Origin of the sequence: Hoyosella levis, from assembly GCF_026008515.1 — a bacterium.
GTDB lineage: Bacteria > Actinomycetota > Actinomycetes > Mycobacteriales > Mycobacteriaceae > Lolliginicoccus > Lolliginicoccus levis.
On sequence record NZ_BQYM01000015.1, the window covers coordinates 1 to 26,515 of the forward strand.

Here is a 26,515-nt window from a genome sequence, read left to right on the forward strand (position 1 = left end):
CTGCCGAGGCCCTCGCTAGGATGTTGTCCGAGGAGCCGGATCCGCCTGGTGTTGCGACGACCGCATGAATCCACCCGGCATTTGGGGTGCAAAAGCGCACACAACCGGGCGAGGCAACCATGCCCCGCGCCAGCACCCCGCCAGCTGCACCCCGCTCCTGGCAGCCGATTTCACGATTCGCGCGCACTCTCGTACTATCGCTTTCGATAATCGTTACCATCTATGGGGGTGCTTGAGTGAAGACCAGATCGCGCATGGCCATCGCAGCGACGATCGCGACAACGCTGCTGCTCAGCGGATGCAGCGCGCAGGACCGCGAGCCGGAGACCGACACGCTGCGCATCATCGGCCCGTTCGAGGTCCACAGCATGGTGCCCGCCACGAGCAGTGCCGTCTTCAACCGCCTCCACATCATCGAGACCCTCGTCGCAAGCGACCTGGAAGGCCGGATCACCGAGGGGCTCGCCACGTCCTGGGAACCCTCGGATGACCAGCGGACGTGGACATTCGCCCTGCCCGCGGACGTCACTTTCCACGACGGCGCCCCGCTCACCGGGCAGGCCGTGGCGAACGCGCTGGACCACGCCCGCGAGCAGGCAGGCAGCCCCCTCGCCACCGCAGGCATCGCGCGCATCGAGCCGCTGGAGGACGCGGTGCGCATCGAGCTGGAAGAGCCGCTGCCCACCCTGCCCGCGATCCTCACCCACTACAGCACCGCGATCCTGTCGCCCTCGGCGTATGACGACAGTGGCAACGTCGTCGACGTCATCGGCACCGGCGCCTACGAGGCAGAGTCGATCGAGCTGCCCGCGTCCATCCACACCACGCGGTTCGCGGACTGGCGTGGTGAGCGCCCCGAGATCGAGCGCGTGGAGTTCCAGACCGTCTCCCGCGCCGAGTCGCGGGCGCTCATGGCCGCCAGCGGCCAGGCCGATGTCATCTTCCACCTCGAGCCCTCCGGACGGCAGCGGGTCGAGGCAGCGGAAGGGGTAGATCTGGTGAGCAGCCTGCAGCCCCGCACGCTGTACATGAAGGTCAACGGCGAGCACCCTGTTCTCGGCGACGTGCGTGTGCGCCAAGCCATCAGCAAGGCCATCGACCGTCGCAGCATCGCCGACGCCGTCCTGCGGGAGCCCGAGCTCGCTGCCACCCAGCTCTTCCCGCCGTCGCTTCCGCAGTGGCATAGTGACGGCCTCGACCCCCTCGAGCATGACCCCGAGGGCGCGATCGACCTCCTCGCCGAGGCCGGATGGACCGAGGATGAGTCCGGCACGATGCAGCGCGACGGCCAGCCGCTCGAGGTGACCCTCCTGACCTACCCGGACCGCCCGGAGCTGCCCGCGCTTGCCGCCGCGATCCAGGACCAGCTCCGCCAGATCGGGGTGCAGGTCAAGGTGGACGTCACCAACTCCAGCGAGATCCCCGCCGGCCACGCCGATGGCACCCTGGAGCTCGGGCTGCTGGCCCGCCACCTCGCGCTGGTTTCGGACCCCCTCGTGACCGTCGCGGACACCTTCGGACCGGACGGCGCCGACTGGGGCGCGATGAACTGGCGCAACGATGAGGTCCTCGCGGCAGTGGATGCCCTCCTCGCCGGGGCGAGCGAGGACCGTGCGGAGGAACTGCGCGCGACAATCGCACGGATCGCGCAGGAGGATCTGCCCGTGATCCCGATCGCCTGGTACCGGATGAACGCCGCCGTCTCGGATCGTATCGAGGGCTTCGTCATGGATCCGCTGGAGCACACCTGGCGCATCACTGATGCGGTGCTCGACGAATGACGCGTCAGCTACCCTCCATCCTCGCGCGCCGTGCCGCGCAGGCCGTGGCCGTCGCACTGGTGGTGTCCACGCTGTGCTTCGTGATGATCCGGCAGCTGCCCGGCGACCTCGCCTACCGCATCGCCGCGGGCCGGTACGGGTATGACCTCGTCGATAGCCGCTCCGCTGCTGCGGTCCGCGCGGAGCTCGGCCTGGATCGACCAATGCTGGCCCAGCTCGCGGACTGGCTGGCCAGCGCCGCCCGGCTCGACCTCGGGGCGTCCCTGGTGACCTCGCGCCCGGTCCTCGACGAGGTGCGCTACTACCTCGCCGGGACGCTCCAGCTCACTGTGGTCGCGGTCGGGCTAGCGATCGTCCTCGGGGCCACAGCGGGAGTGCTGGCAGCGCGCCGCCCCGGTGGCGTGATCGACCGGCTCACCGACACGTGGGTCGCGGCCGTGCGGGCCCTGCCTCCCTTCCTGCTCGGCCTGCTGCTCATCACAGTGCTGTCGGTACAGCTTGGCCTCCTGCCTGCCGTCGGCCACGGGACTGCTTCCAGCATCGTGCTACCCGCGACGACGCTGGCCGTGGGCCTGTCCGGATTGATCGCCCGGGTCACGCGCGATGCCGTCGTGGAGGTCCGCTCCAGCGAGCACGTGCAGTTCGCCCGCACCAAAGGACTTGGCGGAAGGGTTCTGCTAATCCGGCACGTCGCGCGCAACGCCTGCGTGCTGGTCGTTCCCTATGTCGGCGCCCAGGTGCTGATCCTCATCGAGGGCGTGGTCGTCGTGGAGAGCCTCTTCGGATGGCAGGGCCTTGGCCATGCGCTGGTGCACGCGGTCTTCTGGCGTGATGTGCCGATGCTGCAGGCTACCGCGCTGGCGCTCGCGCTGCTCGTCGTCACGATCAATACCGGAGTGGATCTGCTTATGGCATGGCTCGACCCACGCCCGAGGAAGGAGGCGATCGCCGCATGAGCACCATGCTCACGATCGACGATGCCCTGGCGCGAGGACGGCCGAAGCGATCGCCGGTACGGATCGCGGCCGCTGGCGGACTGCTCGCCCTCGTGGCGTTCGCGCTGCTCGGACCGCTGTCGTGGAGCGACCCGATCAGCCAGGACCTCACCCGCTACTTCGAGCCGCCCACCGTGACGGAACCCCTGGGCCGCGATGAGTTCGGGCGCAGCGTTCTAGCCCGCCTCGCCCACGCGACACGGCTATCCCTACTGCTTGCTGCGGCGAGCGTCGTGACCGCGCTCGTTCTCGGCACCCTCGCCGGGGTTCTCGCGGCCTGGCGGGGCGGATGGATCGATGCCGTGCTGCGCGGCATCTCCGAGTCATTCGTAGCCATGCCCGCGCTGCTCATCGTGCTGCTCTTCGCGGCGCTCTCCCCGAGCGGCAGCCTCATCACCCTCTACATCGGGCTGGCGCTCGCTCAGTGGGTGGAGTACTTCCGGGTGGTTCGCTCGCGGTGCGCCGTCCTGCTCGGCTCGAGCGCCGTGGAGGCCGCGGAGATGCTCGACCTCGGCACCGCGCATGTCGTGCGGAGGCACTTGTGGCCCGAGCTTCGCCCAGTGCTCACCACCCTCGCATCGCTGGGCATGGTCACCGCGATCCTCGCGATGTCTACCCTCGGCTTCATCAAGGTCGGCCTCGAGCCGCCCCGCGCCGAGCTCGGGCTGATGATCGCCGAGGCATTCCCGCACTACGCCGCTGCGCCGTGGATCGCATTGGCGCCAATCTGTGTGCTGTTCGCGCTGGCCCTGTGCCTGTTCGGCCTGCGCAGCTCGGAGGATTCCCGATGACCAGAAACTCCCTGCGCGTGCCCCACGTGGCGGTTTCCCATCACGGCACCGTGCTCGCCGAGGCCACGGACATGCGCCTCGAGCCAGGCATCGCCACCACCATCGTCGGAGAAAGCGGCTCGGGAAAGTCGATCCTCGCCCATGCCCTGATGGGCTCGCTCCCCCGATCACTGACTGTCGACGGTGCGCTCTTGCTGAATGGCAACACATTCGACCTGGGATCGCGCGCCACGCGTCGACTGTGGGGAACCCGGCTCGCGCTGCTGCCGCAGGAGCCGATGCTCTCGCTCGACCCGACGATGCGCATCATCAATCAAGTGGCGGAAGGTGCCCGCGATTTCCGGGCCTCGTCCTCGACGGCACTGGACCAAGCGAGCCTCGCCCTCGACGGTCTCGGGCTTGCCGACGCTGCCCGCTCCTATCCGCACACCTTGTCCGGGGGCATGGCGCAGCGCGTCGCCTTCGCCGCTGCCTCCATCGGTGGTGCCGACGTGCTCATCGTCGACGAGCCGACGAAGGGCCTCGACACTGCCGCCGTCGATCAGCTCGGCGAGCTGCTCGCCGCGCACCTCGCCCGCGGCGGAATGCTGCTCACCATTACCCACGACCTCCGCTTCGCCCGGCACCTCGGCGGCAAGGTGCTCGTCATGAAGGACGCATCGGTGGTCGAGCAGGGACCGGTCGAACAGGTACTGGCCGCGCCCAACGACGTGTATACGCAGCGACTGGTCGCCGCCGAGCCCGCGAGATGGCGGTACCCATGGCAGGGCGCGGGCCCCCATGCCTCTGGCCAGGAGCTCCTCCGCGCCGAGGGACTCAGCAAGTCCTACGGAACGAACCATCTGTTCGAGGACATCTCGATGCAGGTCGGGCGAGGTGATCGCATCGCGCTCACCAGCCCCAGCGGCGCGGGCAAGACCACACTCGGCAACGTTCTGCTCGGGCTCGCTTCCGCTGATCGCGGCCAGATCCACCGAGCGCCCGAAGCCCAAGGCACCGGACGGCAGAAGCTCTACCAGGATCCCGCTCTCTCGTTCCCCCGCAAGGTCCCCCTCCGGCTCGCCATGCACGATGCGTGCCGCCGGCACGGCATCGATCTTGGACGCCTCGATGACCTGCTCGAGCAAGTCGGGCTGCGGGCCGCACTGCTCGACCGGCTGGCCAGCCAAGTGTCCGGCGGCGAGCTGCAACGCCTCGCCATCGTCCGCGCCATGCTCGTCGAGCCCGCGATCATCCTCGCCGACGAGGCCACCTCCCGCCTCGACCTCATCAGCCAGGAGCGCACCATCGACTGCTTGATGCGCGGCATCGAGCGCACCGGGGCCGCGCTGCTGCTCATCACCCACGACACCGAGCTCGCCGCCGCCATCGCGCGCGCGAGCGTCCACCTCGCGGGCGGTGGGGGGAACTCGGCTCGCGAGTTAGCTGAGGCGGTGGCGGCCCGGTAGGCGGTCAGCGGTCGACGGACGCACCTCCGGAAGTGTGCGGTTCTGCACCCTCCCAGGCAGCGATCGGGGTGCAAAACCGCACACAACCGGGCGAGGCAAGCGCGACCCGTCACCGTACGATGGCGAGGTGCATCGCCGAGCCCTCCCCGCCCTCATGGTTGTTCTCGCCCCACTGGCCGCTGCGGGGTGCAGCGAACCAGTACCCGTGCCGCTCGCATGCACCGAGACCTTCGAGATGGATGGCACTATCCGATCAGCCACGGGTCGCACTACCTATGACTCTCCAGAATTCCCCTGGTACTCGGAGCAGAAGGCAGAATCCCTCCGCGATGCAGTGCTCGACGCGCTGCCGGGAGGCGTCGAGGTAGATGCGCTCGAGTTCGGCCCCTTGATGGTCGGCGCGAGCGACCCCATGTTCGATGGCATCGCTAAATCATGGTCCGGCGTCGAGTCGCCGCGCGGGCACGGCACGCTCTTCTTGGCCGTCGAGCAGTCGGACGAGCCAGTACCGCCGTGTATCAAGGACCGCACCCTGCACCGGGAGCAATTGGCCGACGGCACGATCCTTGAGCACCGCCTTAGCGAGCGCGACAAGTACATCACGTACAGCGTCATCGCCTACCAGCCTGATGGATCCCGCGTCATGGCGCTCTCGACCAACGAGCACACCGATCAGGACACGATGACCGACACGTTCGTGGACCAGCCCGCCCTCTCCCTCGATGAACTAGCCGCCATCGCCACGGCCCCAGGCGTGGATGCCCAGCCGCTCGATGGATAAGCCCGCCACCCGATCGTGAACATCTAGCCACGCGAGAGGTGGCCCGGCTTTCACGATCGGAGGATCCGTGCGGCAGCGGCCCTACCCGACGCGGTAGTGCGCGCTCTGCGAGGGGTAGTAGTCAGCGAAGTCAGGAAGCGGCGTGCCGTTCCTAGCGGCAACGAGCATGTCGAGGTAGTACTCCCAGCCGGGTCCAATGTCGGCTGCGTCGATGCCGGGCCCGAGCTGCTGGGTGAGCGTGAGGGTGGTCGCGCCGGCCGATTCGGCAAGGTCGAGGGCCACATGCCAGGAGTCGGCCTCGCCGGGACCGGCAAGGAGAGCGAGCTGGAGTCTTGTCGGTGGCGCGCAGGCCTCGATGCGCGCATCGCCCCAGGGCTGGCCTTCCTCGAACATCATCTGAATGCTAACGGTGGAACCTTGCCGGGGTGGTTGGTCAGTAGAGGTCCAGGGGCCGTACCAGCGTGCGGTGCGCTCGGGCTCGGTGATGCTTGCCCAGACGTCGTCGATCGTGGCGTGGAAGGTGCGCGCGATGGCGAGCTCGGAGCCCGTCACGGTGCCTGTGGGCTTGGGGTTCATGCTGGTTCCTTTCGACCGCTAATCCGCCATCGAGGGAAATGTGAACCTCGTCTGGCTGTAAGTTCCCTTCGCGAAGGCATGGGCCGTGATCGGCCGCACCGCGTAGACGGTCGCGTGGCCCCCATCGGCATGGTGGAAGCCTCCGTCGCGGACGGTGAACGTCCAGCTTGGGCCAAACTTGGCGACGTACGCTGCGGCGACCCCACTGAGGACTCGCTCGTCGTGCTGTGCGGTAGCGACGCCTTCGACGACGATATCGAGCCCGCTGCCGAGCGCGTTCGTGCCAGTGGTGACGGCGGCGTGGGGGTTGCTGTCGAGGTTGCGTGCCTTCTGCTCGTCCGGTCCTGTGCAGAACCAGAAGCACTCGTCGTGCCATAGCCCGATCAGCGGAGTGACGTGGGGCTGGCCGGTGGGCCGGACCGTCGAGATCCAGTAGAGCTCCGCCTGCTCGAGGACGTCGCGCGCCGTTTCCCATGTGGTAGGGGGTGCCGCGGGATCGCTGTAGCGCGGATCGAGGTGAACCGTTGGTGCTGGAGCCATGATGCCCTCCTGTGATCGCAGGGTATTACATCTATAGACCTGCGGGGGCCTGGTTTCTCATCGGATGGTGGCGAGGGGCCACGAGGCCGGTGGAACCTGGCTCGACCACCACGAACTGGCCCATGAGCCCGCGGTCCTCGTGCTCGAGGAGGTGGCAGTGAAACATGTAGGGCGTGCTCGGATCGGTGTAGTGCTCGAACCGCATCAGCAGCCGCACCACCTGGCCGGGCCGGATGTACACGGTGTCCTTGGGGCCTGATTGGAGGGGACTCCCGGGATCGCGGACCTGGAACTGCACGTCATGGACGTGGAAATTGTGCGGATCACCGGTGGCGTTGCGCACCTCCCACAGCTCCGTGGTGCCGACCGTGACTGTCTCGTCGATGCGGTTCATGTCCATCGTGCGGCCATCGATGGTGCTCGAACTGGTGATCGCGAACTCCCTGTGCACCGAGGGCTCGCCGAGGTCACGGGGCACCGCGAGGACGGTAGGAAGTTCGGGGCTCGGGGCTAGCTCGTTCGTGGCGCGGAGCTCGAGGATGTCCAGCGTGTCATCGCCGCCCGAGAAGCGATCGGTCCAGAAGTTCAGGCCCAGCTCCGGCGGCTCGCTGCGCAGCACTGCCGTGGTCCCTGCGGCGACCTCGACGATGATCTCGGCACGCTCGCCGGGCGAGAGCTGCACGTGGTCGACCCGGTGCGGCCGTGCGAGGAGCCCGCCATCGGTGCCGATCAGGTCCATGGAGGCGCTGCCAGGGAGCGCGAACCGATAGGTCCGTGCGCTGGAGGCATTGAGGAGGCGCAGCCGCACGCGCTCGGTGGTGACGTCGAGGTAGGGAGCGGGTGTGCCGTTGACCAGGATGTCACCGCCGATGATTCCTGCCTCGGCGAACATCGCTGGTGCGGCATCGAGCTGGCCATCGCGGAATCGCTTGTCCTGCACGATCACCGGGATGTCATCGATCCCATACTCCGCGGGCAGTTCCGGCCCGCCCGGCTCATCGAGGATGAATATTCCCGCGATGCCGCGGTAGACATGCTCCGCCGTGGCGCCATGCAGGTGGGGGTGGTACCACAGCGTCGCGGCGGGCTGCGCGATCGTCCATTCGGGAAACCAGGACTGCCCGGGGTCGATCACCTGGTGCGGACCGCCATCCATTGCTGCGGGAAGATGCATCCCGTGCCAGTGGAGGGTGCTGGTCTCGCCGAGCTCATTGGTGACGTTCATGCGGACCTTCTCGCCCCGCGCCGCGCGGATCGTCGGACCGAGGTAGTCGCCATTGACTCCCCAGGTGCGGGTCCGCGGCCCGTGGCCGAGGTCAGCGGTGCCTGCTTGCATCGCGAGGTCGAACACCCGGGTGCCGTTGGGGTCGAGGCGTGACTCGGCAAGCGGCGGGACTTGCAACGGGTTGGTGAACTCCACTGCGCCGGAGGTGTCCTCCACCGCGCTGCTCCACGCCATGACGAGCACCACGACGGCGAAGGCGCTGACCGCGAGCACGGCGAGAACAGCCAGGCGCGCTGCGATCGCGAGGCGGGATGGAAGCACACGGATACCCATGGCTCTCATCGTCGGCCGATCCGCTCCCCCGCACATCGGGGCTCGAGCCCCATTCCCTCCTGCGGGTTCCCCCTGACGCAGCGCAGGAATGGCGGAGCGCCCCGCACGGATACCGTCAACGTGCGGGGCGCTCCGGCCCTGGGCCCCTCGGCGCATGCTCCCGTTACCCCTAGTATGCGCCCTGTTCGGGGGGCACGCCACGAATTATCGACGGCATGTCTAAACGTGCCGGCGTCCTACAGGCCCAGCCCCTGCAACCCGGGAACGAGCCCGGCGATCGAGTTGTAGGCGGATATGAGAATGACGCCGCCGATGATCTGGAAGTCGTACAGCAAGCCTTCGGCAGATCCCATGATTTTTCTCCTCGTTCGTGGATGCGATCATCTCGACCCTTGGGGACATCGCTGCTGGCCGCAACTCGGCCGTGCCCGCCAATCACCGGTCAAAGCCATCCCTGACCTGCACCTTGCCCGCGCAAATGTGACCCAGATCACGGCGCTAGCGTGGTGGGCGCGCATCGACCCGGAAACGAGCCAGTTCCAGCTACCTCCAGCTCGTCCATCCCTGGCCCGCGGCAGGCTGCCCCGCCACGAGTACCCGAGGATCTCCCGCGGTGACCGTGCCGATGCGGCTCCAGCCCTCGGGCAGCGGGGACCGGGGATCGAAGGTGCCGGCGAACGCATGATCCTCGCCGCCGTTGAGCACCCAGTCCCAGGGGTCTCCGTGATGCGCGCCCGCTACTGCCAGCACGGCTGGGCAGGGCCGCCAGGTGGCGAGCTCGAGATCGATCGAGACCGATGATGCTCGCGCGACATGGCCGAGGTCAGCGAGGAGGCCATCCGAGATATCGATCATCGAGCGCGCCCCGGATCGCGCGGCAGCGAGCGCCGATTCGTAGGGCGGCCGGGGCACGCGATGCACCGCGATGCACTCCTCCTCGGCCGCGGAGGCTGGCGCGATCTCCCGCTCGAGCAGGTGCAAGCCCGCCGCGGATCGCCCGGTCGCTCCAGCGAGCGCGACCACATCGCCTGGTCGCGCTCCCGATCGGCGGGTGGCCTCGCGGCCCTCGAGCTGGCCGAGCGCGGTGACCGAGACCGTGATGTCGCGCCCCTGGACGAGGTCTCCGCCGCTGATGCCCGCGCCGAACCTTCCGGCCTCCGCCCAGAGACCGTCGGTGAGAGCATCGGTGAAGGCTGTCGGGGTGTCGGGCGGGCAGGCGAGCCCGATGAGGAAGGTGATCGGTACCGCGCCCATCGCGCACAGGTCGGCGGCGTTCTGCGCGATCGCCTTGCGCCCGACGTCGTGGGCGCTGGACCAGTCCGTCCGGAAATGCCGATGCTCGACGAGCATGTCGAGGCATGCCACTGTCGCGCCGCCGTCGATGCGGATGATGGCCGCGTCGTCACCGGGGCCGAGCAGCACCGATGCGGGCTGGGCGCGGCCCTGGGTAGCCCGGTCGATGACGGCGAACTCGCCGGCAGCGCGCACCGTGGCGCCGGATTCGTGGTGATGCAGATCGCTCACGCCCCTAGAGTACGGTGGCGTGGTGAGCAAGACTTCGTCGGAACGCTACTCCCCCGGCATGATCGCTACCGCGGTGTCACTGCCCGCCGCGCTGATCGTGGCGCTGATCGTGGCAGCGGTGGTCATGCAACGCTCCTCGCCCGCCGAGCCGGTCGCGATCACCACGGTGCCAGCCCCGGATGCGCAATCCAGCGAGTGCGCCAGCCTCATGGATGCCCTGCCCGAGCAGCTCGGTGATCTCAAGCGCGCTGAGCTGCTTGAACCTGCCCCCAAGGGTGCCGCGGCATGGCGCGACCCCGCGATCCTGGGCGAGCCCGTGGTGCTGCGCTGCGGGCTGGAGCGACCGCTCGAGTTCGATCGTGCTTCCGCCCTGCAAATCGTCAACGGCGTCAATTGGTTCGAGATCTCCGGCGAGAGCATGGGCTTGGAATCCTCCACCTGGTACGCCGTCGACCGCGGGATCTACGTCGCGGTGACCATCCCCAACGGTTCGGGCCCCACGCCGATCCAGGTGCTGTCCAACACGGTCAGCGACGCTGTCGCGAAGCAGCCCATCGACCCGGCCCCGATCAACTAGCTCGTCGCGTCCGGCGGCACAAGGTGGGCGGTGCCGCTCACCGGCAAAAGCACGGGAAACCGTCAAACGCGATAGAAGCCACCTCGACGTTTCCGCAGCTTCTATCGCGTTTGCGGCCGCGGTCCCCGGCTGCGGGCCCAAGCCGCGGGCCCAAACCGCGGCCTCAAGGCACCGGCTGCTAGCCGACGTGCGGCAACCAGGCATAGAGTTGATGGCATGGCAAGCCTGCGGGCAGGCCTCGGCGGTCACCCGGCCCAGGTCGCCGCGATCATGGTGCTGGGAATCGGTGCGCTCGTCGCGTCATCGGACAGGATGACTGCGTTCATCCAGTCCGCGGATAGCGAGAATTCCGCGACGCCTGCTGATCCTGTCGCCTCCGTCCCCGACCTTGCTGATCCTGTTGCCGCCGACCTGGTCGTGCCAGCCCGCACCGCTCTCGCCGTCGCGTGCTCCGACGGCACGGTCACGGCAACGGGCAATGCGACCATTCCGCGCGCGGCGCTGTCAACGGCAAAGCTGTACCTGGCCGAGCATGTCTTGTCGCGTCCCGGCACCGCCGAGGACGAGCTCGGGCTGGTAGAGCGGATGATCGCGAGATCCGATGATCGCGCCGCCGATATCCTTGATGCCCGGCACCCGGGAGCAATCAACAGCGTCGCGGAGCGGTACGACCTGCAGGACACCCTCGGGATGGACACGTGGGGCGTAAGCCTCACCAGTGCCGCTGATCTCGTTGTGTTCCTCCAGCGGGCCAGGGACACCCCTGCGGGCCGCGAGGTGCTGGCGCTCATGGCGACCACCGAGCCAGTCGCGGCGGACGGCGAGATGCAGGACTGGGGCGTCGCACAGGTCCCGGGCGTGGTGGGGGTGAAGCTCGGCTGGTCGGACTGGGGCGTGCCGACCGTGGCGTCCGTTGGCTTCAGTGACAGGTTCATCGTCGCGGGCAGCACCATTGGCTCGCGCGAGCAGCACACCGCCGATCTCGGATCCGCGCTCGAGGGCCTATGCGGGGACGTGCTCGGCTGATGCCGGCGCCTCCTGTGCATGCGCCTCCTGTGCCTGGTCGGGCGAGAGGTCCACGCGGCGGAGCAGCTGCGCGTTGAGCGCGACAACGATGGTGGAGAGCGACATCAGGACGGCGCCCACCGCTGGGGGCATGATGATGCCCACCGGCGCGAGGACGCCCGCCGCGAGCGGCACGGCGACGATGTTGTATCCGACGGCCCACACGAGGTTCTGGCGCATCTTGCGATAGGCGGCCCGCGACAAGCGCGCGACGGAGACGACGAGCCGGGGATCGTCCGCCGCGAGGACCACGCCCGCGGACTCGATGGCGACATCGGTGCCCGCGCCGATGGCAATGCCCACGTCAGCGCGTGCGAGCGCGGGGGCATCGTTGACGCCGTCGCCGACCATGGCCACCGGATGGCCACGTTCCTGCAGCTCGCGCACCCGCGATTCCTTGCGGTCCGGCAGAACCCCGGCGAACACCTCGTCGATCCCGAGCTGGTCAGCAACGCTCTCGGCGACCTGCCGGCCATCCCCGGTGATCATGACGACCTGCACGTTGTTGGCATGCAGCGCATCGATTGCGGCGCGCGACTCGGGCCGGATCGCATCCTCGAGAGCGAGCACGCCGACGACCCTCTCGCCGTCGAGCACATGCAGCACCGACGCTCCGCGGTCCTTCCATTCCGTGACGGTGTCCTCGAAGCGCGGATCGGGGTCGATGCCCAGTTCCTCGAGCAGCGCGGGCCCCGCGACGGCGATGCGTCCACCGTCGAGCTGTGCGGTGACTCCGCGCCCGGCGAGCGTCTCGTGGCCGGTGGCGCGCGGCACGTCGATGCTGCGCTCCCGCGCAGCGGCCGTGATGGCGCGCGCGACGGGATGCTCGCTCTCGGACTCGGCCGCCGCGGCGATCCGTAGCAGCTCGTCGCTGTCGGCAGGCTCGATGCCAGTGACGCGATGCTGGCCGGTGGTGAGGGTGCCGGTCTTGTCGAACAGGACCGTATCGACGGTGCGCATTCGCTCGAGGGCGAGCCGGTCCTTGACAAGCACGCCAGCCCGGGCCGCGCGCTCGGTGGAGATGGCGATCACGAGGGGTATCGCGAGGCCCAGTGCGTGCGGGCATGCGATGACGAGGACGGTGACGGTACGCACCACGGCATCGTCGACGCTGCCGACGATCATCCAAGCGCTGAAGGTAAGCACGGCCGCGGCAACGGCGAAATAGAACAGCAGCGCGGCTGCCCTATCGGCGAGCGCCTGGGCGCGGGACGAGGATTGCTGCGCGTCGGCGACGAGCCGCTGAATGCCAGCGAGCGCCGTGTCCTCACCGATGGCGGTGATGGTGACGCGCACCGAGTTGTCGGTGGCGACGGTGCCGGCCACGACGCGGTCCCCGGAGGCTCGCGGAACCGCCCGGGATTCCCCGGTGATGAGTGACTCGTCCATGTCGGCGTGGCCCGATTCGATGGTGCCATCGGCGGGGACGCGACCGCCGGCCCGGACGAGGACCTGGTCGCCGACGGCGAGGTCCGCGATGCTGACCTCGCGCGTGCCCGTGTCCTCGATGCGCTCGGCTGTATCGGGGATCATGCTGGCCAGGGCGTCGAGCGCGCCGGACGCGGAACCAAGTGCACGCATCTCCAGCCAGTGGCCGAGAAGCATGATGACGATGAGGAGCGCGAGCTCCCACCAGAAGTCGAGGTGCAGGCCGCCGATTCCGAGGGTCGTTGCCGCCGAGGCGAGGAAGGCGACAGTGATGGCCATGCCGATCAGGGTCATCATCCCGGGCTGCCGGTCACGGAGCTCCCGGATGGCCCCGGTCAGGAAGGGACTACCGCCATACACAAAGATGATCGTGCCGAGGATCGCAGGGATCGCGGTGACCAGGTCGTTGCTGGGCAGGGTGTAGCTGAGCAGATCCGCGATCATCGGGCTGAGAAGCACGACGGGGATCGCGAGCACAAGGCTGACGAAGAAGCGGTGCTTGAATATCTCGCCGTGCGCGCCGTGCCCGGCATGGCGATCGTCCTTATGATGCTCGGCCTTGTGATGCTCGGCCTTGTGCTGCTCGGCGTGCGCGTGGTGCTCGTGCATGATGGACCTCCGGTTCGGAACACTCCCACCATACCCCCAGGGGGTACCTACGTCTAGGGTGCCGACGGCATGCCCTGCCCCTCGCGGGCGTGGTGTCAGCGCAGGCCGGTGCCGCGCGCGAGCGCCGTCTCGATCAGGGTGGTGATCAGCCGCGAGTACTCGACGCCCGTCTCGGCCCACACCCGGGGGTACAGCGAGATCGACGTGAAGCCCGGCATCGTATTGATCTCGTTGATGACCGGACCGTCCTCGGTCTCGAAGAAGTCCACCCGGGCGAGCCCCTGGCAGCCGAGCGCATGGAACGCCTCGATGGCGATGCGCTGGATCTCCTTCGTCGTCGCATCATCAAGACCGGCAGGCACATCGAACTCGGTGACATCGTTGATGTACTTCGTCTCGAAGTCGTAGAACGCGCCGCCCTCGGCATCCCCGACGTGGCTATCGGGCAGCCGGATCTCGGCGATCACGCTGGCCTCCACCCGGCCATCGGCGAACTCCAGGACGCCGCACTCCACCTCGCGGCCGACGATGCCTGCCTCGACGATCACCTTGGGATCGTGGGCGCGCGCCTCCGCGATCGCTGCATCGAGCTCGTCCCAGCTGGTGATGCGGGAGATGCCGATGGAGGAGCCACCGCGTGCTGGCTTGACGAAAGCGGGCAGGCCGATGAGCTCGCGCTCCTGCTTGTCGAGCGTCGCGTTGCCGGGCCGGAGCACGACCTGGCGGCCGACGGGAAGCCCCTCGGCGGCGAGCAGCTTCTTGGTGAACTCCTTGTCCATGCCTGCCGCGCTCGCGAGCACCCCGGGACCCACGTAGGGCACTCCAGCGAGCTCGAGCAAGCCCTGCACCGTGCCGTCCTCGCCGTAGGGGCCGTGCAGGATGGGGAAGACCACGTCCACGGTGGACAGGACCGTTCCGATCGCCTCGCCATCGAGCGCGACGATCTCGCCCTTGCGCGCGGGTGACGGCGATAGCGCGAGCTCGCCACCGGCGGGATCCACCGAGGGCAGGGACTTGTTCGCGATGACTAGCTTGGCGGGATCGGTCACGCCCTGCACCCAGGTGCCCTCGCGGGTGATGCCGATCGGGACGACATCGAAGCGCTCCCGATCGATGTGTCGCAGCACGCTCCCCGCCGATACGCACGACACGGGATGCTCGGCACTGCGGCCACCAAATACAACAGCTACGCGAATCCGATCCTCAGGCACGCGCCCAACGCTACCCGGACGATCGTCGGCGCGGGGCGAGAGGCACGGCTGTTACTCGGATTTCGTGGAACGGCCCAGCAATTGCTGCACCGCATCGAGCACGGCCTGCCCCTCGTGGCACACCTGGTGCACCGCGTTGGTCAGCGGCATGTCCACCCCGTAGCTGTTCGCCAGCGCGCGCACCGAGGTGCAGGATTTCACGCCCTCCGCGACCTGCCCGTGGGCAGCGCGCTGCGCGTCCTCCACCGAGCCGCCACGGCCCAGGGCCTCGCCAAAGCTGCGGTTGCGAGACAGCGGCGAGGAGCATGTCGCCACCAGGTCGCCCACCCCGGCCAGTCCAGCGAGCGTCGAGGGGTTCGCTCCCAGCGCGACACCGAGCCGGGTGACCTCCGCGAGACCGCGGGTGATGATCGAGGCGATCGTGTTCTCCCCGAGTCCCACGCCCGATGCCATGCCGCATGCCAGCGCGATCACGTTCTTGCAGGCGCCGCCGATCTCGCAACCGATCACATCGGTATTGGTGTAAGGCCGGAAATAGCCGGTGTGGCAGGCCTTCTGCAGGGCGATCGCCCGCGCCGAGTCCGGGCACGCGATGACCGTTGCCGCGGGCTGGCCCTCGGCGACCTCGCGCGCGAGGTTCGGTCCCGACAGCACCGCCACCCGCGAGGAGTCAGCCTTGAGGACCTGCGCGATCACCTGGCTCATGCGCAGCAGCGTCTCGCTCTCCACGCCCTTGGCCAGGCTCATCAGCGTCGCGTCCGGCGGCACCAGCTCTTTCCACGATTCCAGGTTGCCGCGTAGTGTTTGCGACGGAACCGCCAACACCACGATGTCCGCGTCGGCGAGCGCCACCGCGGGGTCCGAGGTGGCGTGCAGGCGCTCCGGCAGGATGATGCCAGGAAGGTAGTCCTTGTTCTCGTTCCGTGACTCGATGCACTCGGCGAGCTCCGGGCGGCGCGCCCACATCATGACGTCCGTGCCGGCATCCGCGAGGACCTTGGCGTATGCCGTTCCCCACGATCCCGAGCCCATTACTGCAGCCTTCGTCATGAAAACCCACTTCCGTGTCTCGCGCGCGACGCCATGCTCCTGTGTCGGCATTCTGCCAGCCACCCAGGGTGGCCGTGGTCGATCGCCACGACAACACCCCCGGGCGGGCCAATGGTAGATGTGCTCGTCCCGGCCAAGGACTGGACCCGCGCCAAGTCCCGGCTCGGGCCGCGCCTCGGTCCCGCGGAGCGGTCCCGGCTCGCCGAGGCCATGCTCAACGATGTCCTCACGACGCTGGCAGGCAGCCCCGCGGTCGAGACGGTCGCAGTGATCGCGGGATCCGATGCGATCGCGCGCACCGCGGGCAGCCACGGGGCACGGATCCTCGACGAGGCCACCTGCCTCGCGGCGCACGGAGCCGCGCCCGGCCAGGCGAGCCCGGAGGCGCGGCTGAACATGCTCCTCGCGGGAGCGGCCCGGCTGGCCCGCAGGCGCGGGAACCTGATGGCCGTGGTCCATGCTGATCTTCCCGCGGCTTGCACCAGCGAGATCGAGTCCGCCCTCGACCAGTGCGCCGCCACGGGCGACCCGGTGGTCGTGGCGGACCGGCACGGTCGCGGCAGCACCATGCTCGTTCATCCGCCGGGAATGGCCGCGCGCTTCCGCTTTGGCCCGGATTCGGCGCGGCACCACGGTCTCGACGGCGCCCTTGATCTTGCTGTTGCCGCGCCTGGGCTGCGCACGGATATCGATAGCGTCGCCGACATCGAGGCGGCGCGCGCCATCGGTGTGGGCCGTTTCACGGCGGAAATCCTGGGATTCTTGCCGCTTTTCGGGCATGTCGCGAAGAAATCATCAGATGTTCAGACAGATCGGGCACCAACCAACTTGCTGTGGCGCGACAATTTGGAATGATCGGGGTGTGGATGATCGCGCGAACACCTCACCTGCCCCGGCCCCCGGCCGCAGCGCTCGCAATGGCCCCGACGGCGGTGACGAGCGGACCGAGCGAAACCCACTGCCCGATGGCCTCGCGCTGGATCCCGAGGCACCAGCCGCGCCCAACGCTCCCGTGCATGTCATCCCCTCCGCGCCACCCGCTGCGACCGCGGCCGAATCGGCTCCCGAGGGCCTGCCCACCGACCGCTACCTCAACCGCGAGCTCAGCTGGCTGGACTTCAACTCGCGAGTGCTCAGCCTCGCCGAGGACTCCTCGATCCCGCTGCTCGAGCGCGCCAAGTTCCTCGCGATCTTCGCCTCCAACCTCGACGAGTTCTACATGGTGCGCGTCGCTGGTCTCAAGCGCCGCGACGAGACGGGTCTCTCCGTGCGATCCGCGGACGGGCTGTCCCCGCGCGAGCAGCTCGGCCTGATCGCCACCCGCACCCAGGAGCTGGCCAACAAGCACGCGCGCGTGTTCATGGACCAGGTGCGGCCCTCCCTCGCCAACGAGGGCATCTTCCTCGTTGCCTGGGCCGAGCTGACCGATGAGCAGCGCAAGGCCATGACCAAGTACTTCCACGACCAGGTGTTCCCCGTGCTCACCCCGCTCGCCGTGGACCCCGCGCATCCGTTCCCGTACATCAGCGGGCTGAGCCTCAACCTCGCCGTCACCGTTCGCGATCACGCCGCCGGGCAGCACTTCGCTCGGGTCAAGGTGCCCGATAACGTCTCCCGCTTCGTCAAGGTCCCTGTGGAGGAGCCCGATACGGTGGCGTTCCTGCCGGTGGAGGAACTCATCGGCGCGCACCTCGACGTGCTGTTCCACGGCATGGAGATCGTGGAGAACCATGCGTTCCGCATCACCCGCAACGCGGACTTCGAGGTCGAGGAGGATCGCGACGAGGATCTGCTGCAGGCTCTCGAGCGCGAGCTCGCCCGCCGGCGCTTCGGATCCCCCGTGCGCCTCGAGGTCTCCGACGACATGACCGAGCGCATGCTCGAGCTGCTGCTGCGCGAGCTCGATGTCGACCCGGGCGACGTCGTCCACGTGCCCGGCCTGCTCGATCTGTCCAGCATGTGGCAGGTCTATGGCGTTGATCGGCCCGCCCTCAAGGACAAGCCCTTCGTCCCCGCGACCCACCCGGCGTTCGGAGAACGCGAGACGCCCAAAAGTGTCTTCGCCACTCTCCGGGAGGGCGACGTCTTCGTCCACCACCCCTTCGACTCCTTCTCCACGAGCGTCCAGCGGTTCGTCGAGCAAGCAGCAGCCGACCCCCAGGTCCTCGCGATCAAGCAGACCCTCTACCGCACATCCGGCGACTCCCCCATCATCAACGCCCTCATCGATGCCGCGGAGGCTGGCAAGCAGGTTGTGGCGCTGGTGGAGATCAAGGCGCGCTTCGACGAGCAGGCCAACATCAAATGGGCCCGCAAGCTAGAGCAAGCCGGCGTGCATGTCGTCTACGGCCTGGTCGGCCTCAAGACCCACTGCAAGACCTGCCTCGTGGTGCGCCGCGAGGGATCGACGATCCGCCGCTACTGCCACATCGGCACCGGAAACTACAATCCCAAGACCGCCCGCCTCTACGAGGACGTCGGCATCCTCACAGCCGCTCCCGAGGTCGGTGCCGACCTTACCGACCTGTTCAACTCGCTTACCGGCTACTCGCGGGTCGAGCAGTATCGCAACCTGCTCGTCGCGCCGTCCGGCATCCGCGGGGGAATCATCTCCCGCATCGATCGGGAGATCGAGCTCCATCGGGCAGGCAAGCACGCCGGCATCCGGCTCAAGGCCAACGCTCTCGTCGATGAGCAGGTCATCGATGCTCTCTACCGCGCGTCGCAGGCGGGCGTGCCCGTCGATATCGTGGTCCGCGGAATCTGCGCGCTCAAGCCGGGGGTCCCCGGGCTCAGCGAGAGCATCCACGTCCGCTCGATCCTCGGGCGCTTCCTCGAGCATTCCCGCATCTTCCAGTTCCGCGGGGCCGAGGAGTTCTGGATCGGCAGCGCCGACATGATGCACCGCAACCTCGACCGGCGCATCGAGGTCCTGCTGCGCGTCACCGATCCCCGCAACACCGCGCAGATCAACGACCTCTTCGAGTCCGCGCTCGACCCCACCACTCGCTGCTGGGTCCTCGGCTCCGATGGCAACTGGGTGGCTGCTCCCGCCGATGGAGAGCAGGTCCGCGACCACCAGGAAGAGATGATCCGTCGGCACCTGGCAAAAGGTTCGTGAGCATGGCATCAGGATCCAAGAAGAAAAAGAAGGATAGGTCCAGCGTCCTCGCTGCCGGTGCTGTGCTGTGGCGCCACAATGCCAATCACAACCGCGTCGAGATCGCGGTCGTCCACCGGCCCCGCTACGACGACTGGTCATTGCCGAAGGGAAAGCTCGACCCCGGGGAGACACCAGCAGTCGCCGCGGCACGCGAGATCGCCGAGGAGACCGGCTTCGCGCCCCGGCTCGGGCGCCACCTCATCCGCGTCTCCTACCCCCTCAAGGACGCCAAGCGCAAGGAAGTCGACTACTGGTCCGCCGAGGCGCTCCACGGCGAGTTCGTGCCCAATGAGGAATGCGACCAGTTGCTCTGGCTCGATATCGACAAGGCCTGCAAGAAGGTCAGCTACAACCTCGATCGGCGGGTCATCAAGACCTTCACCAAGTCCGCGATTGACGTCACTACGCTGCTGATCGTGCGCCATGCCAGCGCGGGCAGCCGCCTGGACTTCATCGGCGATGACACCCAGCGCCCGCTCGACGCCACCGGCCGTGCCCAGTCCGAGGCACTGCTACTGCATTTCCTCGCCTTCGGCGTCACCGACGTGCACTCCGCCGATAGGGTCCGCTGCACCCAGACCGTCGCTCCCATCGCGGACGAGCTCGGCGCCGAGATCGTTATCGAGCCCACCCTCACCGAAGAGGCCTACCAGGAAAACCCTGCCGCCGCCCACCAGCGCCTCCTCGAGCTAGCCAAGGCGCCGGGCACGCGCGTGCTCTGCAGCCAGGGCGGCGTCATCCCTCACCTCACCGAGTGGCTGGCGCGCCGCAGCGGCATCCCGTTGCCGCCCGCGGAGAACGAGAAAGCCAGCCTGTGGGTGCTCACCCTGCTCGACGGCTACCTCATCACCGCCGACTACCTGGCATCCCCGATGTCCGGCACAGCGCTCAGCACCACGTAGATTTTTCCGAACGGCTTCGGGCGCGGGGGTTCCGCCGCTCACCGCCGGTGGCCGACCGCGAAACAGTGGAAACTTTTCCCGCTTGGAGGGGGAAAAGCTTCCACTGCGTCGGTCCTGCGCGGTAGTGGTGCCAGCGCGGAGCTCGCGCAAGCGGTGACTGCTAGCTCGACGACTCCTCGCCCGGGGCAGTGCTTGTGCCGGAGGACCCGGAGCCCGTCCGCTTGGCCGGTGCCTTGCGCGCTGGAGCCTTCTTCGCGGGTGCCTTCTTCGCGGGCGACGAGGCCGAACCAGCTGTCTCGCTCGTCGCGCTCTTGGCTGGAGCCTTCTTGGCGGGAGCCCTTTTCGCGGGTGCCTTCTTCGCCGGGCCGAGGCCCTCGCCGGCAGCGGCCTTCGCCGGTGCCTTCTTCGCGGCGGCCTTCTTGGCAGCCGGTGGCTTGGCAGCAGGAGGCTTCGTGGTGGGACCTGATGCGGCGGGATTGTTGGCAGGCTCCTTGGCTGTCGTGCTCGGTGCCGGAGTGCTTGGTACGGACTTCTTCGCCGGTGCCTTGCGCGCGGGTGCCTTCTTGGCGGCAGCTGTCGTGGACGACGTCGACTTGGCGGGCGCCTTCTTGGCGGGCGCCTTCTTCGCGGCGGCAGCCTTTGCCGGTGCCTTCTTGGCCGCAGCGGTCTTCGCCGGCGCCTTCTTGGCCGGGGCCTTCTTCGCGGCACTACCGCTGGATGCCTCGACCGCCTTCGTCGCCGACTTGCGCGGTGCCTTGACGACCGTGGAGCGCGCGGCCTCAGGAAGCGCCGCCTTCTCGCCGGATGCTCCCGCGCCACGCTTGACCGCGGGGCCTTCCTCGGGGAGCTCTGCCTCGCCGGCCACGAGCGCCTTGAACTGGGCCCCCGGCCGGAACGAGGGAACACTGGTGGGCTCGACGCGCACCGTCTCGCCGGTGCGGGGGTTCCGCGCCACACGAGCGGCCCGCTTGCGCTGCTCGAATACGCCAAAGCCCGTGATAGTCACGGTCTTTCCGGCATGTACTGCCCGCACGATCAAGTCGACTACCGACTCGACGGCTTGCGATGCATTGCGCCGATCCGTGCCCAGTTTCTGGGTGAGGGCATCGACGAGATCCGCCTTGTTCATACCTTGCCTCCGCACAGTCTGGCCCCGGTGGCTCCGGCCCCAGTGTTCACGGTAGTTCCGTGATCAGTCCGAGTCTATGTGCCACAGTCAAACTCGCGTGCGGAGACGGCATAATTCGTCGCGGTATCCAGCAACGTCACTCCGTGCGGGCAGGCAGCGTGAGCGGCTTGAACGCCGGCCGGGTCTTCTCGAACTCCTCGATGGCCTCCTCATGGCGCAGCGTCAGCCCGATGTCGTCGAGCCCCTCGAGCAGCCGCCAGCGGGTGTAGTCATCGATGTTGAAGGTCAGCACGAGCGTTCCCGCCGTGATGGTGCGGGTCTCGAGATCGACCGTGACCTCCAGGCCCGGCTGCTCCTCGAGGGTCTTCCACAGCAGCTCGACGTCGCCCTGCTCGACCTCGGCAGCGAGGAGCCCTTGCTTGCCGGAGTTGCCACGGAAGATGTCCGCGAACCGCGACGAGATGACCACGCGGAAGCCGTAGTTCGACAGCGCCCACACCGCGTGCTCGCGGGAGGACCCAGTGCCGAAGTCGGGCCCGGCCACGAGGACGGAACCACGATCGTAGGGCGGAATGTTGAGGATGAAGGACGGGTCATTGCGCCAGGCGGCGAACAGCCCGTCCTCGAACCCGGTGCGGGTGACCCGCTTGAGGTAGACCGCCGGGATGATCTGGTCGGTATCGACGTTGGAGCGGCGCAGCGGGACGCCGATTCCCGTGTGGGTGGTGAAGGCTTCCATGGTGTGTTCCTCGCATTGCTTCGTCGGGCTGTTTCGTCGTGGAGAGGCTGCGCCAGCGCTCGATCGTGCTGGCGGCCCGCTCAGTCGAGGTCAGCGGGAGATGCCAGGGTGCCGCGCACAGCGGTCGCGGCGGCCACGAGCGGCGAGACGAGGTGGGTGCGCCCGCCCTTGCCCTGGCGTCCCTCGAAGTTGCGGTTCGAGGTCGAGGCGCAGCGCTCTCCCGGGGCCAGCTGATCGGGATTCATGCCCAGGCACATCGAGCATCCCGCTTGCCGCCACTCGGCGCCCGCTGCCTCGAAGATCCGGCCGAGGCCCTCGTCCTCTGCCTGGGCGCGGACGCGCATCGAGCCGGGCACGATGAGCATGCGCACTCCCGGCGCTACGGAGCGTCCCTCGAGCACCTCGGCGACGGCGCGCAGGTCCTCGATGCGACCGTTGGTGCAGGAGCCCACGAAAACGGCATCGACGGGGATCTCCCGCATCGGGGTGCCGGCGGTAAGGCCCATGTAGTCGAGTGCCTTGGCGGCCGAGTACCGGCTGCCCTCGTCGAGGAACGATTCCGGGTCGGGGACCGCGTCGCCGAGCGGGATGCCCTGGCCGGGGTTCGTGCCCCAGGTGACGAAAGGAGTGAGGGTGGAGGCATCGATGTAGACCTCCTGGTCGAACTCCGCGCCCTCATCGGTGCGGAGCTGGTCCCAGGCAGCGACGGCAGCGTCCCAGTCATCGCCCTGCGGCGCGTGCGGGCGGCCCTTGATGAACTCGTAGGTCGTCTCGTCGGGGGCGATCATGCCCGCGCGGGCGCCCGCCTCGATGGACATGTTGCAGATGGTCATGCGGGCTTCCATCGACAGGGCGCGGATGGCGCTGCCGCGGTACTCGAGCACATAGCCCTGCCCGCCGCCGGTGCCGATCTTCGCGATGACCGCGAGGATGATGTCCTTGCTCGTGACCCCTGGCGCGAGCTCGCCGTCGACGTTGATGGCCATCGTCTTGAACGGCCGCAGCGGAAGCGTCTGGGTAGCGAGCACGTGCTCGACCTCGGAGGTGCCGATTCCCATGGCGAGGGACCCGAACGCGCCATGCGTGGAGGTGTGGCTATCGCCGCACACCACGGTCATGCCGGGCTGGGTGAGGCCTAGCTGGGGGCCGACGACATGCACGATGCCCTGCTCGAGATCGCCCATCGGGTGCAGGCGCACGCCGAACTCCTCGCAGTTGCGGCGCAGCGTCTCGACCTGGGTCCGGGAGACCACGTCCGCGATGGGCTTGTCGATGTCAATGGTGGGGACGTTGTGGTCCTCGGTGGCGATCGTGAGATCAGGGCGCCTGACGGGGCGCCCGGCGAGGCGCAGCCCGTCGAAGGCCTGGGGGCTGGTCACCTCATGGACGAGGTGCAGGTCGATGTAGATCAGATCGGGCTCGCGCGAGGCGCCCTCGCCGCTGCCATGCACGACGACGTGGTCCTCCCAGACCTTCTCCGCCATCGTGCGGGGGCCTGGTCGCGCCGACGATGTGTGTGCCATGTCGATTCCACCTCATCCTGGTTCGGGCTCCAGGGATCGCGCGGTGGGCTGTGCGCGAACCGGAGACCCGGCCTTGCTCCTGGCGGCAGCGCGGTCGCACCGCCGCACGCTGTATCTCAGGGGTTCTTCCTGGCGAAAACCTGGCCGTTTGCCGCAACCACTAGAAATCTCACCATTCGGAACGCTAATATCGTCTTGTGAGACAGCATAGCGGCATTGGAGTTCTCGACAAAGCCATGACCGTTCTGCACGCAGTGGCAGACGAACCATGCAACCTCAGCCTACTCTGCGAGCGAACCGGCCTGCCGAGGGCCACCGCGCACCGCCTCGCCGTGGGCCTCGAGACGCATCGGTTGCTCATCCGCAACTCCCAAGGGCTATGGGCACCCGGGCCCGCCCTCGCCGAGCTCGCTGCCACCGCCAAGGACACCCTCGTCGACGCCGCCTCCTACGTGCTGCCCCGGCTGCGCGAGATCACCGGCGAGAGCGTGCAGGTATACCGCCGCGACGGGCTCGACCGCATCTGCATCTCCTCGATGGAGCCACCCACCGGCCTGCGCGACACCGTTCTCGTGGGCACCCGCCTGCCCATGACCGCCGGATCCGGCGCCAAGGTGCTCGCCGCCTGGGCCGACCTTCCCGTGCAGCGCGCGCTGCTTGCCGAGGCGAAGTACACCGACCGCACCCTCAGCGAGGTGCGCCGCCGCGGCTGGGCGCAATCCATCGCCGAGCGCGAATCAGGCGTAGCGAGCGTCGCCGCCCCCATCCGCGACAATGCCGGCGCGGTCATCGCCGCCATCTCCGTCTCCGGCCCCATCGACCGCATGGGCCGCAAGCCGGGAGCGCGCTGGGCCGCGGACCTCCTGGCCGCAGCGGATGCCATCCAGAAGCGCCTCTGACCCGGCCCTGCTGCTGGCCTGCTGCGGTGGCGCTCCCCGGGCGGCGCTCCCGCCCCGCGCGCGCCGGTCTTGCCCCCCCTGGCTGGCTCTCCCCAGGCGGCGCTCCTGCCACCCTTGGCTGGCTCCTGCCACCCCTGGGCACAGCCACCACGGATATATCGGGGGCATCTGTGGGCTAGCCGTGGCAGCGGGCTAGCAAGGGTGGCAGCTCTCCAGCCTTCGCGAGCGGCTCGACGCGAGCGAGCCCCTGCCGCTGCCGCAAAACACGCCAGAAATAGCGAAAGGGCCGGATCCTTGAAAGGATCCGGCCCTCGCGTAATCTCCGGAGAGATCTCACTGTAGCCCCGACGGGATTTGAACCCGCGCTACCGCCTTGAGAGGGCGGCGTCCTAGGCCGCTAGACGACGGGGCCAGGACTTGGAACGTGTTCGTTCCTTGGTCGCTCGCTTGGAAGCTCAGCCAGCTTAGCTGGTGATCGTCCGGCAACCAAATCGGTTGCTGTGCGAGCAAGCTGGGGTACCAGGACTCGAACCTAGAACGGCTGAACCAGAATCAGCTGTGTTGCCAATTACACCATACCCCAAAGCATTGGGGCGAAGACGAGCTTGACCGTGGAGGCCGAGCGCCTGCGCCCCAAACCGATGAACAGGTTAGCAAACCCACTACCGGTTTGACCAAATCGGCAGGTCAGGAGAGCGATTCCCGTGCCGATCGGAGCCGGGAGAGGGTGCGTTCCCGCCCAAGCAGCTCGAGGGACTCGAACAGCGGCGGGCTGATATGGGATCCGGTCGCCGCGACACGAACCGCCCCGAAGGCAACGCGCGGCTTGAGCTCGAGCCCCTCGATGAGCGCGGACTTCAGCGCCGTCTCGATCGCGCTGGTCTCCCAGCTCGGGAGGCCATCGAGCGCGGCGATCGCGGCATCGAGCACGGGTGCGCTCTCGGGCTTGAGGTTCTTCCGCGCGGCAGCGGGATCGATCGCGAAGTCCGCTTCGTCGATGTAGAGGAAGCGCAGGAGGCCCCAGGCGTCCTCGAGCACGACGATGCGGGTCTGCACGAGGTCGGCGGCAACGGCGAACTCATTGTCCGGGATGCTGGCGGAGAGCCCGAAACGCTCGGAGAGGAAGTCGCGGAGCCGTTGCGCGAACTCCTCGGGCTCGAGCAGCCGGATGTGCTCGGCGTTGATCGCGTCGGCCTTCTTCTGGTCGAAGCGCGCGGGGTTGGCGGAGACACCGGAGATGTCGAACGCGGTGACCATCTCGTTGAGCGAGAAGATGTCACGGTCGCCGGAGATGCTCCAGCCAAGCAGCGAGAGGTAGTTGAGGAGCCCCTCGGGGATGAAGCCACGCTCGCGGTGCAGGAAGATGTTCGACTGGGGATCGCGCTTGGAGAGCTTCTTGTTGCCCTCTCCCATCACATAGGGCAGGTGGCCGAACGCGGGCACGGCCTCGGCCACGCCGATGCGCTGGAGGGCTCCGTAGAGGGCGATCTGGCGCGGCGTGGAGGACAGGAGGTCCTCGCCGCGCAAGACGTGGGTGATGCGCATGGTGGCGTCGTCGACGGGGTTGACGAGCGTGTAGAGCGGGTCGCCGTTGCCTCGGGTGATGGCGAAATCAGGCACGGTCCCGGCCTTGAAGGTGATCTCTCCGCGCACGAGGTCGTTCCAGGTGATGTCGGTGGCGGGCATGCGCAGGCGGATGACGGGCTGGCGGCCCTCGGCCCGGAAGGCGTCGCGCTGCGCCTCGGTGAGGTCGCGGTCGTGGTTGTCGTAGCCGAGCTTGGGATCGCGCCCGGCGGCCTTGTGCCGCTCCTCGACCTCAGCCGGGGTGGAGAACGACTCGTAGGCCTCGTCGGCGTCGAGCAGCTGACGAACCACGTCGAGGTGGAGCTCGCGCCGCTCGGACTGCCGGTATGGCTCGAAGGGGCCACCGATCTCTGGGCCCTCGTCCCAGTCGAGGCCGAGCCAGCGCATCGCGTCGAGCAGCGCGAGGTAGGACTCCTCGCTGTCGCGCTGCGCATCGGTGTCCTCGATGCGGAAGACGAAGTCGCCTCCGTGGTGGCGGGCGAACACCCAGTTGAACAGGGCGGTTCGGATGAGCCCGACGTGCGGGGTGCCGGTGGGCGATGGGCAGAACCGGACACGGACGGGGCTGACAGGAGTATTCATGGCTCTCTTCGATAATCGGGATGGTGCGGCACGGCCTCGGGCGCCGGTCGCCGGGGCGCT

At 68.2% G+C, this 26,515-nt stretch carries 21 protein-coding genes, 2 tRNA genes and 1 pseudogene; 11 read left to right on the plus strand and 13 right to left on the minus strand.

What is annotated here, in order from left to right; genetic code table 11:
- The first annotated feature begins 236 nt into the window (after positions 1 to 236).
- The 5 genes from QC765_RS14875 (at position 237) to QC765_RS14895 (ending at position 5,796) form a co-directional block, all read left to right on the plus strand.
- Positions 237 to 1,781 (plus strand): ABC transporter substrate-binding protein, encoded by a 1,545-nt coding sequence (locus QC765_RS14875; RefSeq protein WP_278315225.1) that lies wholly within the window; start codon positions 237 to 239, stop codon positions 1,779 to 1,781.
- Positions 1,778 to 2,737, plus strand: coding sequence for an ABC transporter permease (locus tag QC765_RS14880; RefSeq protein WP_278315226.1), 960 nt, complete (start codon positions 1,778 to 1,780; stop codon positions 2,735 to 2,737). The genes QC765_RS14875 and QC765_RS14880 overlap by 4 nt, the downstream gene beginning before the upstream one ends.
- Entirely contained in the window at positions 2,734 to 3,567 is an 834-nt protein-coding gene (locus QC765_RS14885; protein WP_278315227.1) for an ABC transporter permease, read from the plus strand. The genes QC765_RS14880 and QC765_RS14885 overlap by 4 nt, the downstream gene beginning before the upstream one ends.
- Positions 3,564 to 5,015, plus strand: a complete 1,452-nt coding sequence (locus QC765_RS14890) for an ABC transporter ATP-binding protein (RefSeq protein WP_278315228.1) — start codon at positions 3,564 to 3,566, stop codon at positions 5,013 to 5,015. Before QC765_RS14885 ends, QC765_RS14890 begins: the two co-directional genes overlap by 4 nt.
- 127 nt (positions 5,016 to 5,142) lie before the next feature.
- Positions 5,143 to 5,796, plus strand: a complete 654-nt coding sequence (locus QC765_RS14895; RefSeq protein WP_278315229.1) for a hypothetical protein — start codon at positions 5,143 to 5,145, stop codon at positions 5,794 to 5,796.
- 81 nt (positions 5,797 to 5,877) lie between these two features.
- On the opposite strand, the gene QC765_RS14900 is transcribed toward QC765_RS14895, so the two are convergent.
- From QC765_RS14900 to QC765_RS14915, 4 genes are all read right to left on the minus strand, one after another.
- Complete coding sequence (locus tag QC765_RS14900; RefSeq protein ID WP_278315230.1) at positions 5,878 to 6,372, minus strand: SRPBCC domain-containing protein; 495 nt, start codon at positions 6,370 to 6,372, stop codon at positions 5,878 to 5,880.
- A gap of 18 nt (positions 6,373 to 6,390) precedes the next feature.
- Positions 6,391 to 6,912, minus strand: coding sequence for a pyridoxamine 5'-phosphate oxidase family protein (locus QC765_RS14905; RefSeq protein WP_278315231.1), 522 nt, complete (start codon positions 6,910 to 6,912; stop codon positions 6,391 to 6,393).
- A gap of 31 nt (positions 6,913 to 6,943) precedes the next feature.
- Positions 6,944 to 8,470 carry a multicopper oxidase family protein gene (locus QC765_RS14910; protein ID WP_278315232.1) on the minus strand — a complete coding sequence of 509 codons (1,527 nt, stop codon included), beginning with the start codon at positions 8,468 to 8,470 and terminating at the stop codon, positions 6,944 to 6,946.
- Positions 8,471 to 9,013: 543 nt separating this feature from the next.
- A complete protein-coding gene (locus QC765_RS14915) occupies positions 9,014 to 9,985 on the minus strand; it encodes a thiamine-phosphate kinase (protein ID WP_373876773.1) in 972 nt (323 codons plus the stop codon).
- Between the two features lie 67 nt (positions 9,986 to 10,052).
- Here QC765_RS14915 and QC765_RS14920 point away from each other — a divergent pair, with 67 nt between their 5' ends.
- Positions 10,053 to 10,571, plus strand: coding sequence for a DUF3515 domain-containing protein (locus tag QC765_RS14920; RefSeq protein ID WP_278315289.1), 519 nt, complete (start codon positions 10,053 to 10,055; stop codon positions 10,569 to 10,571).
- A gap of 216 nt (positions 10,572 to 10,787) precedes the next feature.
- Positions 10,788 to 11,597, plus strand: a complete 810-nt coding sequence (locus QC765_RS14925) for a serine hydrolase family protein (protein WP_278315234.1) — start codon at positions 10,788 to 10,790, stop codon at positions 11,595 to 11,597.
- On the opposite strand, the gene QC765_RS14930 is transcribed toward QC765_RS14925, so the two are convergent.
- From QC765_RS14930 to QC765_RS14940, 3 genes are all read right to left on the minus strand, one after another.
- Positions 11,574 to 13,673: a heavy metal translocating P-type ATPase gene (locus QC765_RS14930; RefSeq protein ID WP_278315235.1), complete on the minus strand. Its 2,100-nt coding sequence runs from the start codon at positions 13,671 to 13,673 to the stop codon at positions 11,574 to 11,576. The two genes, QC765_RS14925 and QC765_RS14930, sit on opposite strands and share 24 nt — an antisense overlap.
- A 95-nt stretch (positions 13,674 to 13,768) precedes the next feature.
- Complete coding sequence (locus QC765_RS14935) at positions 13,769 to 14,884, minus strand: D-alanine--D-alanine ligase family protein (protein ID WP_278315236.1); 1,116 nt, start codon at positions 14,882 to 14,884, stop codon at positions 13,769 to 13,771.
- Between the two features lie 51 nt (positions 14,885 to 14,935).
- Entirely contained in the window at positions 14,936 to 15,934 is a 999-nt protein-coding gene (locus QC765_RS14940) for an NAD(P)H-dependent glycerol-3-phosphate dehydrogenase (RefSeq protein WP_278315290.1), read from the minus strand.
- Between the two features lie 111 nt (positions 15,935 to 16,045).
- On the opposite strand from QC765_RS14940, the gene cofC reads away from it, so the two are divergent.
- The 3 genes from cofC (at position 16,046) to QC765_RS14955 (ending at position 19,999) form a co-directional block, all read left to right on the plus strand.
- Positions 16,046 to 16,789, plus strand: coding sequence for a 2-phospho-L-lactate guanylyltransferase (gene cofC / locus QC765_RS14945; RefSeq protein WP_278315237.1), 744 nt, complete (start codon positions 16,046 to 16,048; stop codon positions 16,787 to 16,789).
- Between the two features lie 121 nt (positions 16,790 to 16,910).
- Positions 16,911 to 19,055 (plus strand): RNA degradosome polyphosphate kinase, encoded by a 2,145-nt coding sequence (locus tag QC765_RS14950; protein ID WP_373876774.1) that lies wholly within the window; start codon positions 16,911 to 16,913, stop codon positions 19,053 to 19,055.
- 2 nt (positions 19,056 to 19,057) lie between these two features.
- Positions 19,058 to 19,999 carry an NUDIX hydrolase gene (locus tag QC765_RS14955; RefSeq protein ID WP_278315238.1) on the plus strand — a complete coding sequence of 314 codons (942 nt, stop codon included), beginning with the start codon at positions 19,058 to 19,060 and terminating at the stop codon, positions 19,997 to 19,999.
- Positions 20,000 to 20,528: 529 nt separating this feature from the next.
- Here the strand turns inward: QC765_RS14955 and QC765_RS14965 are convergent.
- The 3 genes and pseudogenes from QC765_RS14965 to leuC all read right to left on the minus strand — a co-directional run.
- Positions 20,529 to 21,128, minus strand: a pseudogene (locus QC765_RS14965) (HU family DNA-binding protein); the annotation flags it as partial.
- A 136-nt stretch (positions 21,129 to 21,264) separates the two neighbouring features.
- Positions 21,265 to 21,867, minus strand: a complete 603-nt coding sequence (gene leuD, locus QC765_RS14970; RefSeq protein WP_278315239.1) for a 3-isopropylmalate dehydratase small subunit — start codon at positions 21,865 to 21,867, stop codon at positions 21,265 to 21,267.
- A gap of 80 nt (positions 21,868 to 21,947) precedes the next feature.
- Positions 21,948 to 23,390, minus strand: coding sequence for a 3-isopropylmalate dehydratase large subunit (leuC, locus tag QC765_RS14975; RefSeq protein WP_278315240.1), 1,443 nt, complete (start codon positions 23,388 to 23,390; stop codon positions 21,948 to 21,950).
- Positions 23,391 to 23,587: 197 nt separating this feature from the next.
- On the opposite strand from leuC, the gene QC765_RS14980 reads away from it, so the two are divergent.
- Positions 23,588 to 24,289 (plus strand): IclR family transcriptional regulator, encoded by a 702-nt coding sequence (locus QC765_RS14980; RefSeq protein ID WP_278315241.1) that lies wholly within the window; start codon positions 23,588 to 23,590, stop codon positions 24,287 to 24,289.
- Between the two features lie 339 nt (positions 24,290 to 24,628).
- Here QC765_RS14980 and QC765_RS14985 read toward each other — a convergent pair.
- From QC765_RS14985 to gltX, 3 genes are all read right to left on the minus strand, one after another.
- Positions 24,629 to 24,701 (minus strand) — tRNA-Glu (locus QC765_RS14985).
- A 99-nt stretch (positions 24,702 to 24,800) separates the two neighbouring features.
- A tRNA-Gln gene (locus QC765_RS14990) sits at positions 24,801 to 24,872 on the minus strand.
- Between the two features lie 104 nt (positions 24,873 to 24,976).
- A complete protein-coding gene (gene gltX / locus QC765_RS14995; RefSeq protein WP_278315242.1) occupies positions 24,977 to 26,455 on the minus strand; it encodes a glutamate--tRNA ligase in 1,479 nt (492 codons plus the stop codon).
- Positions 26,456 to 26,515 lie beyond the last annotated feature (60 nt).

Excerpts from the sequence above, each read along its gene's own strand:
- QC765_RS14920 (WP_278315289.1), top strand. The coding sequence starts at position 10,053 with ATGATCGCTACCGCGGTGTCACTGCCCGCCGCGCTGATCGTGGCGCTG.
- QC765_RS14940 (WP_278315290.1), bottom strand. The coding sequence starts at position 15,934 with ATGACGAAGGCTGCAGTAATGGGCTCGGGATCGTGGGGAACGGCATAC.
- QC765_RS14905 (WP_278315231.1), bottom strand. The coding sequence starts at position 6,912 with ATGGCTCCAGCACCAACGGTTCACCTCGATCCGCGCTACAGCGATCCC.
- gltX (WP_278315242.1), bottom strand. The coding sequence starts at position 26,455 with ATGAATACTCCTGTCAGCCCCGTCCGTGTCCGGTTCTGCCCATCGCCC.
- cofC (WP_278315237.1), top strand. The coding sequence starts at position 16,046 with ATGGTAGATGTGCTCGTCCCGGCCAAGGACTGGACCCGCGCCAAGTCC.
- QC765_RS14955 (WP_278315238.1), top strand. The coding sequence starts at position 19,058 with ATGGCATCAGGATCCAAGAAGAAAAAGAAGGATAGGTCCAGCGTCCTC.
- leuC (WP_278315240.1), bottom strand. The coding sequence starts at position 23,390 with ATGGCACACACATCGTCGGCGCGACCAGGCCCCCGCACGATGGCGGAG.
- QC765_RS14885 (WP_278315227.1), top strand. The coding sequence starts at position 2,734 with ATGAGCACCATGCTCACGATCGACGATGCCCTGGCGCGAGGACGGCCG.
- QC765_RS14930 (WP_278315235.1), bottom strand. The coding sequence starts at position 13,673 with ATGCACGAGCACCACGCGCACGCCGAGCAGCACAAGGCCGAGCATCAC.
- QC765_RS14925 (WP_278315234.1), top strand. The coding sequence starts at position 10,788 with ATGGCAAGCCTGCGGGCAGGCCTCGGCGGTCACCCGGCCCAGGTCGCC.
- QC765_RS14910 (WP_278315232.1), bottom strand. The coding sequence starts at position 8,470 with ATGGGTATCCGTGTGCTTCCATCCCGCCTCGCGATCGCAGCGCGCCTG.
- QC765_RS14890 (WP_278315228.1), top strand. The coding sequence starts at position 3,564 with ATGACCAGAAACTCCCTGCGCGTGCCCCACGTGGCGGTTTCCCATCAC.
- QC765_RS14900 (WP_278315230.1), bottom strand. The coding sequence starts at position 6,372 with ATGAACCCCAAGCCCACAGGCACCGTGACGGGCTCCGAGCTCGCCATC.
- leuD (WP_278315239.1), bottom strand. The coding sequence starts at position 21,867 with ATGGAAGCCTTCACCACCCACACGGGAATCGGCGTCCCGCTGCGCCGC.
- QC765_RS14880 (WP_278315226.1), top strand. The coding sequence starts at position 1,778 with ATGACGCGTCAGCTACCCTCCATCCTCGCGCGCCGTGCCGCGCAGGCC.